Origin of the sequence: Micromonospora sp. DT15, assembly GCF_049841475.1 — a bacterium.
In the GTDB taxonomy this organism is placed as follows: Bacteria; Actinomycetota; Actinomycetes; order Mycobacteriales; family Micromonosporaceae; genus Micromonospora.
The window spans coordinates 47,108-60,294 of the sequence record NZ_JBNCKJ010000015.1 but is presented as its reverse complement, the minus strand read 5'-3'; the positions used below and the strand labels follow the sequence as shown (position 1 = coordinate 60,294).

Genomic DNA, 13,187 nt, shown 5'->3' with positions numbered 1-13,187 from the left:
GCGGGGTCAGCCCTTGACGGCGCCGGCCACCAGGCCGGAGACCATCCGGCGCTGCACCAGCAGGAAGAAGATGATGACCGGCAGGGTGAACAGGGTGGACGCGGCCATCACCGGCCCCCAGTTGGTGTCGTCCCGACCGAAGAAGAAGGTCATCGCCACCGGCAGGGTGTAACTGCCCTGGTCGTTGATGAACGTCAACGCGAAGATCAGCTCGTTCCACGCGGTGATGAAGGAGAAGATGCTGGTCGCCACCAGGCCGGGCGCGACCAGCGGGAAGAGCACCCGGCGGAAGATCTGGGCCCGGCTGGCCCCGTCGATCGCCGCCGCCTCCTCCAGTTCCTTCGGCACCGCGGCGACGAAGCCGCGCAGCATCCAGACCGCGAACGGCAGCGAGAAACCGAGGTACGTGAGGATCAGGCTGGGCAGGGTGTTGTAGAGCCCGAGCCGCTGGATCATCAGGAACAGCGGGATGACCAACGCCTCCAGCGGGATCATCTGCACCACCAGCAGCATGATCAGGAAGCTGGTCCGCAGCTTGAAGCGGAACCGGGCCACAGCGGTCGCGGCGAGCAACGCCACCAGGCCGCTGAGCACCACAGTGGAGACGGCGACCAGCGCGCTGTTGAGGAAGAAGTCCAGGAAGCTGACGCCGGGGATCAGGTTGCCGGTCAGGATCTCCCGGTAGTGCGCCAACGTCGGATGGGTCGGCACCGGTTGCGGGGTGGCCGAGAAGATCTCGTTGCTCGGCTTCAGCGAGGTGGAGATCATCCAGTAGACCGGGAACGCCGCGAAGAGCGCGACCAGCAGCCCGGCGCCGTTGAGGGCGATTTTCTTCACGACTCGTCCTCCTGCCTGAGCACCATCCGTACGTAGAAGCCGGTGACCACGAGCAGGATCAGCGTGAGGATCACCGCGATGGCAGCGCCGAGCCCGTACTTGGGCGGCGGGGAGAAGGCTTCGGCGTACGAGTAGATGGCGAGCATGAACGTCGGCCGGTCCTGGGTGCCGCCGGCCAGCACGAACTGCTGGGTGAAGACCTTGAAGTCCCAGATGGTGGAGAGCACGATCAGGATCCCGAAGACCGGACGCAGCAGCGGGAACGTGATCTTCCAGAAGACCCGCCACGGGCTGGCACCATCCACCCGGGCCGCCTCGTGCAACTCGCTCGGCACGCTCTTGAGACCGGCCAGCACACTCACCGCGATGAACGGGAACGAGTGCCAGACCACCACCAGGGTGAGGATGGCGAAGAAGAGCAGCGGCGAGTTGAACCAGCCGTAACCGGTCCAGTCGCTGCGCCCGAACAGGCTGGTCGAGAGCCCGTCCGGCAACGCATTGAACAGCCACGTGACCAGGCCGCTCGTATCGTCGAAGATCCATTTCCAGACGATGGTGCCGGTCAGCGCCGGGGTGGCCCAGGCGAGCATCACGCAGCTGGCCACGAACGTCGCCATCTTTCGACCAAGCCGGTTGAGCAGCAGCCCCACCAGGGTGCCGAGCACCATGGTGAGCAGCACGTTCGCCGCGGCGAACAGGACCGTGTTGCGCAGCACGGTCAGGAAGAACGGGTCGGAGAGGATGTCGGCGTAGTTGCCGAGCCCCACCCACGGCCACTCCCGATCGCCGCGCAGCTGCCGGACGCTGTTCAGCCGGTAGAAGGACATCCCCACCACCTGGCCGAGCGGCCAGAGCAGGAGCACTCCGATGATCAGCAGGGCGGGCAGGAGCAGCAGGTAGGGCAGGCGGTCCACCCGGCGACGCCGCCGCGCGGGGGTCTCCCGCGCGGCGGACGTCTCCGGGTTTTTGGTCTGTAGGCTCACTTGCTGTTCAAGATGCCTTCCATCTCGGCGGCCGCGTCGGCGGTAGCCTTCTCGACCGTCTTCTGACCCTTCATGACCGAGCTGTTCATTGCCTGGGTCACCGTCTTCGTCCGGCTGACCTCCACCCACTTCGGGGTGAGCGGCGTGAGCTTGGTGTTCTGCATCGTGGTGGCGAACGACGCCATCACCTTGTCGTTCGCGTACGCGTCACCGGAGACCAGGTCCTGGTAGACGGGGAAGAAGCCGAGGCTGCTCGCGAAGCTCTGCGCGTTCTTCTTGTTCAGCAGCACGGTCAGGTAGTCCCAGGCCAGGTCCTGCCGCTCGCTGTCCTTCCAGATCGCCACGTCCGAGCCGCCCGCGAAACCGGGCGCCGCCTTGCCGTCCGGGCCGGGGATCGGGAACGTACCCCAGACCTTCTCGATCTCGGGGTTGTCCTTCTTGATGGCGCCCTGCTGCCAGCTACCGGCGAAGGCCATCGCGGCCTTGCCGGTGGCGAACTGGGTACGCGCGTCGATCTCGTTCCAACCCGCCGCCGCCGGCGGGGCGACCTTGTGCACCGTCACCAGATCGGTCCAGAACTTGACGGCCCGCTGCGCCTCGGGCGTGGTGTAACCGGACTTCCAGGTGCCGCCCTGGTTGCTGGCGATCTCGCCGCCGGCACCCCAGAGGAAGGAGTAGAAGGGCAGCTCGGAGTTGCCGGGCAGGGCGATGCCGTAGGTGCCCTTCTTCTTCGCCTGCACAGTCTTGGCAACGGTGACCAGGTCGTCCCAGGTCTTCGGGGGCTGCACGCCGGCCTCGGCGAACCAGTCGGTGCGGTAGTAGATCGCCCGCACACCCGCGTACCAGGGCACGCCGTACTGCTTGCCGTCGAGCTGAGCGTTGCGCACCAGGTCGGGCAGCAGATCCTTGCCGTCGGCCCAGCCGCCCATCCGACCACTCACGTCGGCGAGCGCCTCCTGGGCGGCCCAACCCTGAGTCTCGGTGTTGCCAAGCTCGGTGATGTCCGGCCCCTCACCGCCGGCGAGCGCCGCCTGGAACTTCTTGGGCGCCTCCAGCCAGGGGATGTACTGCACGACCACATCGGTGTCGGGGTGCTTCTGGCGGAACTCGGCCTCGACCCCGTCGAGGAAGGAGTTCTGCGCGTCCCCGCCCTCACCCATCATCCAGACCGTGAGCTTGCTGTCGTCGGCCGCGTCGTCGCCGGACCCTCCACAGCCGGTCAGCACCATCGCGGCCGAGGCCACCATGGCGGTGACCGGGGCCAGCCGCTTCCACCTGTTCACGCCACTTCTCCCCTCGCGCCGCCTGGAACTAACCTTCTCCGCCGCACCCTAGTACGGCGAATTCCTTTACGACAGTGGGCGGGACTGGCCGAAGCGTGGCGACCGTACCGCAGCGGCCCGACGACCGGCACTCCAACATCCGTCCGAAGTTGGGCCTATCAGCACGAAAGAGCGCCCGGCTCTCAGCCGGGCGCTCTTTCAGTCGTACTGTCCTAGCGGTGGTGCTGTGTCGCCAGATGATGCCAGGTCGTTACCGGGTCACGCGGCGGCGGCCACCCACACCGGCCACCAGCGCGACAGCGATCGCGGCAACCACGACCTGCACCAGCAGCTCGGCCCAGTCGATGCCGCTCGTCTCGGTCGCGATGCCGATGGCCCGCGCCAGGACGGTGCCCAGCAGCGCGGCGCCGATGCCGATCAGCAGGTGCAGCCAGATCGGCATGTTCTGCCGACCCGGAACGACCAGGCGGCCGAGCGCGCCGACGATGAGACCAACAACGATCGCAGTGATGATGCCCCACACGGTGAGCTCCACGGCCACCCTCCTTCAAAGAATGTCTGACACACGGTGCGTGTGCTTCCTGTCGTGACCGTTAATTGCCCTACCCACCGAAAATCCAAACCGACTACACGGCCCAGACGATCACGAATTGATGAACACAGGCACGGACCACAAACCGCCCCGCGCCCGGCGCCCCGCAGTGCAAGATCGGCCCGGTCGGGAGTGACTCCGTGACTCCGTGACTCCGCGGTACTGCTCGAACCGCGTCTCGCGCTCACGCTCCAGTGTGCCCGTCCCGTATCGCACCCAAGATCGCGCTTCATCCTGGTTGTAGTGGTATCGCGGCCAGGTGGAAGCCACTACAACCAGGATGGAGCGCGATCTTGGCGCTGGACGGGGCGCCCGGACGCGGGAGGCAGGACACGGGGCGCCCGGACGCGCGGGGGGGCAGGACACGGGCCCCGGACAAAGGCGCAGGACGCAGGGCGCGGCGCGCACTGAGGGCTGGACGACACTGCGGCCGAGTCGGACGCAGCGATTCGCCGGATCAGACCCTCGTCGATCGAACTCGATCAAGCACCGAGGGGCGCCCGGCCTGATGGCCGAGCGCCCCTCGAAGGTTTGCGGTACTACGAGTTGCTGGTGTTACCGGGTCACGCGGCGGCGGCCACCCACACCGGCCACCAGCGCGACGGCGATCGCGGCCAGCACGACCTGCACCAGCAGCTCGCCCCAGTCGATGCCGCTCGTCTCGGTCGCGATGCCGATGGCCCGGGCCAGGACGGTGCCCAGCAGGGCCGCGCCGATACCGATCAGCATGTGCAGCCAGATCGGCATGTTCTGCTTACCCGGGACGACCAGGCGGCCGAGCGCGCCGACGATGAGACCAACAACGATCGCAGTGATGATGCCCCACACGGTGAACTCCACGGTCGCCCTCCTTCAAAAGAATGTCTGACACACGAGGTGTGTGCTTCCTGTCGTGACGACTAAGTGCCCGACCCACCGAAAGCCCAAACCGACTCACCTCAAAAGACAACGCCGGTTGTCAATGCTTCGGAGGTGCGTCGGTTGGCGCGGGAGTACGTCCACACAGGTAGGAGCCCATCTCCTCGATCCACCAACCCCGCGGCAACGACCGAAAAAATTTCCGCACGGGTGGTCGCACGCACCGAACCGCAGCGCTCGGCGGCCGGCAGGCACGGCGGCGCACCGGGGCCAGGGTGGGCGAGCGCACCCCGAAACGCGACGCGCCCGGGTGCGGATGGCACCCGGGCGCGTACGGCGGTACGAACTACTTCTTGCCGGCGGCCTTGCCGTCGCCGGAGTCGGAGGAGAGGGCGGCGATGAAGGCCTCCTGCGGCACCTCGACCCGGCCGACCATCTTCATCCGCTTCTTGCCTTCCTTCTGCTTCTCCAGCAGCTTGCGCTTACGGCTGATGTCACCGCCGTAGCACTTGGCGAGCACGTCCTTACGGATCGCCCGGATGGTCTCCCGGGCGATGACCCGGCTGCCGATGGCCGCCTGGATCGGCACCTCGAACTGCTGGCGCGGGATCAGGGTGCGCAGCTTGGCGGCGATGGTGACCCCGTAGTTGTACGCCTTGTCCTTGTGCACGATGGCGCTGAACGCGTCCACCGGCTCGCCGTGCAGCAGGATGTCCACCTTCACCAGGTCGGATGCCTGCTCGCCGGAGGGCTCGTAGTCGAGTGAGGCGTAGCCCTTGGTACGGCTCTTCAACTGGTCGAAGAAGTCGTAGATGATCTCCGCGAGGGGCAGCGTGTAGCGCAGCTCCACCCGGTCGGCGGAGAGGTAGTCCATGCCGAGCAGGGTGCCGCGCCGGCCCTGGCAGAGCTCCATGACCGCGCCCACGTAGTCGTTGGGCGTCAGCACCGTGGCCCGGACCACCGGCTCGTACACCTCGGCGATCTTGCCGGTGGGGTACTCGCTCGGGTTGGTGACGACGATTTCCTCGCCGTCGTCGGTGATCGCCCGGTAGACGACGTTGGGCGCGGTGGAGATCAGGTCGAGGTTGTACTCGCGCTCCAGCCGCTCCCGGATGATCTCCAGGTGGAGCAGGCCGAGGAAGCCGCAGCGGAAGCCGAACCCGAGCGCGCCGGAGGTCTCCGGCTCGTAGTCGAGGGCGGCGTCGTTGAGCTTGAGCTTGTCCAACGCCTCGCGCAGGTTGGGGTAGTCGGACCCGTCGATCGGGTAGAGGCCGGAGTAGACCATCGGCTTCGGGTCCTTGTAGCCACCCAACGCCTCGGCCGCCGGCCGGCTGTTGATGGTGACGGTGTCACCGACCCGGGACTGCCGGACGTCCTTCACACCGGTGATCAGATAGCCGACCTCGCCGACGCCGAGCGCCTCGGCCTTGACCATCTCGGGTGAGATGACACCGATCTCCAGCAGCTCGTGCACCGCGCCGGTGGACATCATCTTGATCCGGTCGCGGGCGCTGATCCGACCGTCGATGACCCGCACGTACGTGACGACGCCACGGTAGACGTCGTACACCGAATCGAAGATCATCGCCCGGGCGGGCGCCACGGCGTCACCGACCGGTGGGATGAACTGCCGGACGATCTCGTCGAGCAGGTACGGAACGCCCTCGCCGGTCTTGCCGGAGACCCGGATGCAGTCGGCCGGGTCACCGCCGATCAGGTGGGCCAACTCCTCGGCGTACTTTTCCGGCTGCGCGGCCGGCAGGTCGATCTTGTTGAGCACCGGGATGATGCGCAGGTCGTTCTCGAGGGCCAGGTAGAGGTTGGCCAGGGTCTGCGCCTCAATGCCCTGCGCGGCGTCGACCAGCAGCACGGCACCCTCACAGGCGGCCAACGACCGGGACACCTCGTACGTGAAGTCCACGTGCCCCGGAGTGTCGATCATGTTGAGCACCGCTTGCTCACCAGCCCGCTCACCCTCGCGGATGGTCCACGGCATGCGGACGGCCTGGCTCTTGATGGTGATGCCGCGCTCGCGCTCGATGTCCATCCGGTCCAGGTACTGCGCGCGCATCTGCCGCGGGTCGACCACACCGGTGAGCTGCAACATCCGGTCGGCCAGGGTCGACTTCCCGTGGTCGATGTGGGCGATGATGCCGAAGTTCCGGATGCGACCGGGGTCGGTGGCACCAGGGGCGTTCGCGCCGGGATCGAGCTTCGGTGGCACAGCGGTCCGTTCTGGTCGGCTGACGTGAACAGGCCGGCGCGCCGCCGACCCCCTCTATGTTCCCACGCCGCCGGGGTGCACCCACTGCGCGGGCGATGGAACGACCCGAGGACCCCTCACTCCATCGGCGGCTCGACGAAGAGCGCGGCCAGCCGGGGCAGCCGGCGACGCGCCTCGTCCTCGTCGTCGAAGTCCCAGAAGTCGTTGAGATCCGGCGTCCGCACCGGGTCACGGTCCGCCGGCAACTCGGTAGCGGTGGCCTTGCGGTACGCGTCCCACGGCACCGAGAGCATCTGCTCGGCGGAGAACTCCTCGCCGCTGAGCGAGGCCGCCCGCACCTGGGGCAGTTCGGCCAGCGAGTCCGGTTCGGTGACCGCGCTGGCGAAGACGGCCCGACCCTGGGTCATCAGCCAGCCCCGGAAGTGTTCGAAGCCCTCAGCCGACGCGCCACCGTTGATCAGGTACGCCGCACCCCACAGATCCGCCTTGTGCGAGGCGGCCAGCACCCGCGTCTGGTGCCGCGCGTACCCGATGATGTCCTCCGGGTCGCGCTCGGCGAGCAACGCCACGGCTCGCGCGGCGACCGGGCCAGGCTCACCCCCGCCGCCGGCCCGCGCCTGGTCGATCAGCTGCCAGAAGTCCTCGGTCCTCATGGCTTGGCAGTCTGGCAGTGTCGCCGTGCGTCGCGCACGTACCCCGGTGCAGCATGGTGTGATGTCCCCTCCCCCGCTGCCGCCGTACCACGCGAGCGCCCTGCGCCCGTCGTGGCCGGCGTTACCGGCGGCGCTGCGGGCCGCCGTCGCCGAACGGCTCGGCGCGCCGGTGGTCACCGCCCGGGTCGCGGGCGCGGGCTTCACCCGCGGGTTCGCCGCCGTGCTCGACACCGCCGACGGTGGTCGGGCCTTCGTGAAGGCCGCGCCCGCCGCCGAGCAACCGCACCTTGTCGACTGGTACGCCCGGGAGGCCGCGATCCTCGACCGGCTGCCGGCGGACCTGCCGGCGCCCCGCCCCCGGTGGACCCTCTCCGCGGCCGGCTGGTTCGTGCTCTGCACCGACGCCGTCGACGGGCACACCCCGCGCCTGCCCTGGGTGCCCGCCGAGTTGGACGCCACCCTCGCCGGGTACGCGCGTATCGCCGCCGCCCTGGCCGACCCGCCGGGCGAGCTGACCGCGCTCGGCCTGCCGCACCTGGCCGACCTGGCCCGGTCGGACATCCTCTGGTGGGAAGAGGTCGCCGCCGGTCGGGAGCCGACCCCACCACTGCCCGCGCCACTGCTCGGCCGGCTGCCCGAGCTGGTGGAGTTGGAGTCTCTCCTCCCCCGGTACGCCGCCGGAGCGACCGGCCTGATCCATGGCGACCTGCGGGTCGACAACGTGCTGATCGGCCCGGACGGCCGAGCCTGGTTCTGCGACTGGACCTGGGTCTGCTCCGGGCCGGCCTGGTTCGACCTGGCCGGCCTGCTGCTCACCGCGTACGCCAGCGGGCTGGACGCGGACCGGCTCTTCGCCGCGCACCCGGCCACCGCCGGCGCGCCCCCGGACGCGTTGGACGCGACCCTGGCGGCGTTGGCCGGCTACTACCTCACCGGTGCTGCGGCGCCACCGCCGACGGCCTCGCCGCACCTGCCCGCCCACCAGCGGTGGAGCGGCGAGCAGTCACTCGACTGGCTGGCCCACCGCCAGGGCTGGCGCTGAGGCGGACCGGCCCCGGGACGGCCTGGATTCCCGGCGACGCGGACCGGCCGGCTGCCGGGCTGGCGGTGAGCCGCCACCGTGGTCGAGGGCGTAGCCTGGTCCCCGACGGGCCGGGTCCGTTCGCGCGAAAGGCCGAGCCGTTTTGGCTCGTCCCGGGCGACCTGGTAACCTGGCTCTTCGCGCAGCGATGACGCACGTTCGTCATCACGCGCAATAAGCTGACCAACCCGAGCTATCAAGACGAGGCTGTCGCGTGGCGAACATCAAGTCCCAGATCAAGCGCAACCGGCAGAACGAGAAGGCCCGGCTGCGCAACAAGTCGGTCAAGTCGTCGCTGAAGACCGCCGTCCGGAAGTTCCACGAGGCTGCCGAGGCCGGTGACGTCGAGAAGGCGACCGCGCTCATGCTGGACGCCTCGCGCAAGCTGGACAAGGCCGTCAGCAAGGGCGTGATCCACTCCAACCAGGCCGCGAACCGCAAGTCCGCGATCGCGAAGCGCGTGGTGTCGCTCTCCGCCTGACGATTTCAGTCAGACTGATTCGGAAAACCCCGGGCCCCAGGCCCGGGGTTTCCGTGTGTCCGGAGGCCGGCCGTGTTCAACCGAGCCGGCCGTGTTCAACCGAGCCGGCCGTTGCGGGCGAGGGCCCGACGGGCGGCGGCGCTCAGTCTGACGGGTTGGCCCGACGGGGCGGTGGCACCGGATCGGCGGTGATCACCACCCCGGGAACGCTGTGCGAGACCCACTCCACCCGGGCCCGGCCCACCACCGGTTCCATCTGCCGGCGAAACCGGTCCCGTTCCTGCTCGGGCACGAGCGCGGCGGAGCGGACCACGATCGCGGCCACCATGTCGTTGAGCTTCACCATGGCGGCCACCAGGACCGGCAGCACCAGCACCGCCCACCAGCTGACCAACTCGGCGAGGGCGAGCAGCACCGCCAGGGCGATGGCACCCTCGAAGAAGAGGAAGCACAGCACGCCGCCGGGGTTGACGAACCGCAGGCCGAGGAGCCGGGCGTAGAGCGGCCTGTAACGCGCCTCGTCCACGGGAATGGTGGCCCAGGCTGGGCGGTTCGCCCCCGTCACCTGGCGCTGCCCTGCCGGGCCGCCGCGACCGAGAAGACCGCACGCTCCAGGGCGTACGCCCGGTCGTCGGAGCCGCCCTTGACGGCCGCGTTGCACTCGGCGGCGACCTGCATGGCCCGGACCAGGCCCTCCGGTGTCCAGCCCCGCCCCTGCCGCTGCGCCCGCTCGATCTTCCACGAGGGCATTCCGAGGCTGCTGGCGAGCTGGTACGGGCTACCCCGGCCGGCCGATGCCACCCGGGCCACAGTGCGCACCCCGTCCGCCAGGGCATCGGCGATGGGCACCGGGTCGACCCCGACGTGCAGGGCCCAGCGCAGTGCTTCGAGCGCCGCCGGCACGTCGCCGACCATTGTGGCGTCCGCCACCGTGAAGCCGGTCACCTCGACCCGGCCCCGGTAGTAACGGGAGACAGTCTCGGCGCTGATCCGCCCATCGGTGTCGGCGACAAGTTGGGAGCAGGCGGCGGCCAGCTCACGCAGGTCGTTGCCGACCGCGGCGATGAGCGCCTCGGCGGCGTCGTCGGTGCACTTTCCGCCGGCCCGGCGGATCTCGTCGCGGACGAAGGCCAACCGGTCACGGTGCCCCTTGAGCTTGGCGGCCGGGACCACCGTCGCGCCAGCCGCCCGCAGACCGTCGGCGAACGCCTTGCCCTTGGCGCCGCCCAGGTGCAGCACCAGCAGCTGGACCTCCGGGTCGGGATTCTTCGCGTACGCCAACAGCGCGGCGACCAGGTCCTTGCGGGCGTCCTGGCCGGAGCGCAGGATCAGCAGCCGCCGCCCGCCGAACAGCGAGGGGCTGAGCATCTCGGCGATCTCGCCGACGGTGAGCGCGCTGGCCTGGTACTCGCGGACATCCACCTCGGGGTCGACACTGCGAACCTTCGCGACAGCTTCGGTGACCGCGCGCGTGGCGAGGAGCTCCTCGTCACCGAGGACGAGCAGAATGGGGGCGAGGCTGGCGGGGGTCACGCCGCCCATATTCGCACGGCCTGCGGCGGGATCGTGCCTGCTCATTCGCTGCTTGATCGGCGCAGCCCGCACACAGCGCAAATCCAGACATACGACTCGATTCCCCTTCTAATTCGCAAGTCGCCCAATTAATCAGAGGCCGTCGCCCCACGGGGTCAGGGCTGCCGGCCGGAGGGCACACCTCGCCGGGCTACCGCCAGACCGTCGTCCGTCCGGACCGCCGCCACGTCGCCGTCCGTGTCGGTACGCAGCACCCGCACGCCGCCCCTGCCCAGTTGGGCGAGCAGCCGCGGACTCGGGTGCCCGTAGGTGTTGCCCGTGCCCACCGGCACGAGTGCCACCGCCGGCCGCACCGCATCGAGGAAACCCTGGTCCTGGTACGCCGAACCGTGGTGCGCGACCTTCAACACGTCCGCCCGTAACTGGCCGGGGGCCGCCCGCGCCACCATCGCGTGCTGCTCCTCGGTCTCCGCGTCGCCGGCCAACAGGATCCGCACCCCGGCCACTGTGGCGCGCAGCACCAGCGAGTTGTTGTTCGGGTCGGACCTGGTCCCGGCCAGCGGGTACGGCGGGCCGAGCACCAGCAGGTCGACCCCGCCGACCGGGTGACGAGCGCCGGCCACTGTGGTCAGCAGCGCGGCCCGCCCGCCGGTGGCCGCCGCCCGAACCAGGTCCCGACCGCTCTCCGGGTCGGTGGACGACGGCGTCAGCACGGCACTCACCCGCCGTCCCCGGAACACCCCGGCCACCCCGCCCACGTGGTCCGCGTGGAAGTGACTGATCACCAGCAGGGGCACCTCCCGTACGCCGAGCCGACGTAGGCAACCGTCCACCGCACCCGGTTCCGGCCCGGCGTCCACCACCACGGCCCGGCCGGGGTCGACCGGGAGCACCAGGGCGTCGCCCTGCCCCACCGCGCAGGCCACCACCACCCAACCGGCGGGCGGCCAGCCGGCGGCTACCAGTCGAACCGGCAGGGCACCCAGCACGGCGGCGACCCCGACCACGGCCACCAGCCGGCGTACGAGTGGCCGGCGCACCGCGATCAGCAGCGCGACGGTCAGCCCGGTCAGCAGCAGGGCACCTGGCACCCCGCCCGGCCACGGCAGGGTGCCACCTGGCAGTCGGGCTCCGTGCCGGGCGATGACCACCAGCCACCAGGCCGGCCAACTCGCCAGCCACGCGACGAACTCGGCGCCGGCCGGCCAGATCGGCGACACCATGGCCGCCAGCACGCCCAGCACTGTCGCTGGCGCGATGGCCGGCACCGCCAGCAGGTTCGCCGGCACCGCCACCAGGCTCACGGTGCCGGAGATCCCGGCGACGACCGGGCCGCAGGCAAGTTGGGCAGCCGCCGGCACGGCCAACGCCTCGGCCAGCCCGGGCGGAACGCCTCGCCGACGCAGTCCGTCCCGCCAACGCGGCGCGAGCAGCAGCAGGCCACCAGTGGCCAGCACGGAGAGGGCGAACCCGGGATCCCCGGCCAACTCGGGGTCGACGAGCACCAGCACGGTCACGGCGGCGGCCAGCGCGGGCAGCGCCGCCCGAGGTCGACCGGCGGCGAGCGCGGCAAGCCCGATCGCTCCCATCGTGGCGGCCCGTACGACGCTCGGCGACGGGCGGACCAGAATGACGAACCCCACCAGCGCCACCCCGCACAGCGCGGCGGCGAGCCACGGGCCGGCGCGCGACCACCGGGCCAGCAACAACACCGCACCCACCACGATCGCGACGTTGGAGCCGGAAACCGCATTGAGGTGGGTCATCCCGGTGGCCTGGAAGTCCGCCTCGACGGCGGGTGGGAGTCGGCTGGTGTCGCCCACCACCAGACCCGGCAGCAGCCCGCCGCGGTCATCGGGCAGCGGCGCGCAGGCCCGTTGCAGGCCGGTACGCAGCGTCCCGGCGGCCCGCTGCGCCCAGGACGGCTTGCCGTGCCGTTCCGGTGGGCCATTGGTGCTGAGCACCGCTGCGGTGAGATCGCCCCCACGCGGAACGCCGAGCCGACCGTCGACGGTGAGGCGCTGCCCGGGCAGCAGGCCCCGCCACGCCGGGTCGGTCGCCAGGACGAGCAGCCGCACCGACGCGTGGAACCGTCGACCATCCGGGCCGGTGAGCCGGACCAGCTCGGTCGACACCAGCAACATCCCCGGTCGCCCGGCGCTCCGGATCGGGCGCGGGTCGTCCCGGACCACCAGATCGGCGGTGACCGGCGCGCGTTGCTCGGCGAGGGCACGGATCGCCGGCGCGTCGCGCACGGCGAGCTGGGCGGCGGTGGCCGCACCCCCGCAGACCACACCGAGACCGACCGCCACGGCCACCCACCCGTAGCGCAGCACCATGGCTCGGGGACGGCCGAGACGGCCGAGCAGGTGCACAGCACCTACTGCCGTCAGACCGACCGCCGCGCCGGCCACCAGCAGAACCGCGCGGCTGCCGAGGTGCAGCCCGGCGAGCGCGGTGAGCCACGCCGCCACGGCGAGCCCCGCCAGTCGCAGATCCGGCGGCTCCGACCAGGTCCCGCCGGCCGACGGCAGGGCCTGAGAAGGCCCGGCCGGCGGCACGGCCTGAGAAGGTCCAGCCGATGGCACGGCCTGAGAAGGTCCAGCCGATGGCACGGCCTGAGAAGGCCCGGCCGGCGGCGCGGGCTGGGGTCCGCTGACCT

At 70.4% G+C, this 13,187-nt stretch carries 12 protein-coding genes; 2 read left to right on the top strand and 10 right to left on the bottom strand.

The annotated features are described in order from the left end of the window. Positions 1-6 precede the first annotated feature (6 nt). The 7 genes from ACLQ3F_RS28085 to ACLQ3F_RS28055 form a co-directional block, all read right to left on the bottom strand. Complete coding sequence (locus ACLQ3F_RS28085) at positions 7-837, bottom strand: carbohydrate ABC transporter permease (protein WP_238678492.1); 831 nt, start codon at positions 835-837, stop codon at positions 7-9. Next, positions 834-1,820 (bottom strand): carbohydrate ABC transporter permease, encoded by a 987-nt coding sequence (locus ACLQ3F_RS28080; protein ID WP_357207702.1) that lies wholly within the window; start codon positions 1,818-1,820, stop codon positions 834-836. Before ACLQ3F_RS28080 ends, ACLQ3F_RS28085 begins: the two co-directional genes overlap by 4 nt. Beyond that, positions 1,817-3,103, bottom strand: coding sequence for a sugar ABC transporter substrate-binding protein (locus ACLQ3F_RS28075; RefSeq protein WP_425852454.1), 1,287 nt, complete (start codon positions 3,101-3,103; stop codon positions 1,817-1,819). The genes ACLQ3F_RS28080 and ACLQ3F_RS28075 overlap by 4 nt, the downstream gene beginning before the upstream one ends. Positions 3,104-3,353: 250 nt before the next feature. Next, positions 3,354-3,638 (bottom strand): GlsB/YeaQ/YmgE family stress response membrane protein, encoded by a 285-nt coding sequence (locus ACLQ3F_RS28070; RefSeq protein WP_357208614.1) that lies wholly within the window; start codon positions 3,636-3,638, stop codon positions 3,354-3,356. A gap of 612 nt (positions 3,639-4,250) precedes the next feature. Further along, positions 4,251-4,535 (bottom strand): GlsB/YeaQ/YmgE family stress response membrane protein, encoded by a 285-nt coding sequence (locus tag ACLQ3F_RS28065; protein ID WP_357233897.1) that lies wholly within the window; start codon positions 4,533-4,535, stop codon positions 4,251-4,253. 364 nt (positions 4,536-4,899) lie between these two features. Continuing rightward, positions 4,900-6,777, bottom strand: a complete 1,878-nt coding sequence (gene lepA, locus ACLQ3F_RS28060; RefSeq protein WP_091409831.1) for a translation elongation factor 4 — start codon at positions 6,775-6,777, stop codon at positions 4,900-4,902. Positions 6,778-6,893: 116 nt separating this feature from the next. Continuing rightward, positions 6,894-7,430 (bottom strand): DUF4240 domain-containing protein, encoded by a 537-nt coding sequence (locus ACLQ3F_RS28055; RefSeq protein ID WP_425852451.1) that lies wholly within the window; start codon positions 7,428-7,430, stop codon positions 6,894-6,896. Positions 7,431-7,491: 61 nt separating this feature from the next. Here ACLQ3F_RS28055 and ACLQ3F_RS28050 point away from each other — a divergent pair, with 61 nt between their 5' ends. After that, positions 7,492-8,472, top strand: a complete 981-nt coding sequence (locus ACLQ3F_RS28050; RefSeq protein WP_425852449.1) for a phosphotransferase — start codon at positions 7,492-7,494, stop codon at positions 8,470-8,472. Positions 8,473-8,725: 253 nt separating this feature from the next. After that, positions 8,726-8,992, top strand: coding sequence for a 30S ribosomal protein S20 (gene rpsT / locus ACLQ3F_RS28045; RefSeq protein ID WP_030491765.1), 267 nt, complete (start codon positions 8,726-8,728; stop codon positions 8,990-8,992). A 142-nt stretch (positions 8,993-9,134) separates the two neighbouring features. On the opposite strand, the gene ACLQ3F_RS28040 is transcribed toward rpsT, so the two are convergent. The 3 genes from ACLQ3F_RS28040 to ACLQ3F_RS28030 all read right to left on the bottom strand — a co-directional run bounded on the left by ACLQ3F_RS28040 (position 9,135) and on the right by ACLQ3F_RS28030 (position 13,086). Continuing rightward, positions 9,135-9,557 (bottom strand): hypothetical protein, encoded by a 423-nt coding sequence (locus ACLQ3F_RS28040; RefSeq protein WP_425852447.1) that lies wholly within the window; start codon positions 9,555-9,557, stop codon positions 9,135-9,137. Then, positions 9,554-10,534 carry a DNA polymerase III subunit delta gene (gene holA, locus ACLQ3F_RS28035; protein WP_355009295.1) on the bottom strand — a complete coding sequence of 327 codons (981 nt, stop codon included), beginning with the start codon at positions 10,532-10,534 and terminating at the stop codon, positions 9,554-9,556. Before holA ends, ACLQ3F_RS28040 begins: the two co-directional genes overlap by 4 nt. A gap of 146 nt (positions 10,535-10,680) precedes the next feature. Next, positions 10,681-13,086: a ComEC/Rec2 family competence protein gene (locus ACLQ3F_RS28030; RefSeq protein ID WP_425852598.1), complete on the bottom strand. Its 2,406-nt coding sequence runs from the start codon at positions 13,084-13,086 to the stop codon at positions 10,681-10,683. Between the last annotated feature and the right edge of the window lie 101 nt (positions 13,087-13,187).

What these genes read in the sequence shown, in the direction of transcription:
- holA (WP_355009295.1), bottom strand. Translation starts at nt 10,534, where the DNA reads ATGGGCGGCGTGACCCCCGCCAGCCTCGCCCCCATTCTGCTCGTCCTC.
- ACLQ3F_RS28055 (WP_425852451.1), bottom strand. Translation starts at nt 7,430, where the DNA reads ATGAGGACCGAGGACTTCTGGCAGCTGATCGACCAGGCGCGGGCCGGC.
- ACLQ3F_RS28050 (WP_425852449.1), top strand. Translation starts at nt 7,492, where the DNA reads ATGTCCCCTCCCCCGCTGCCGCCGTACCACGCGAGCGCCCTGCGCCCG.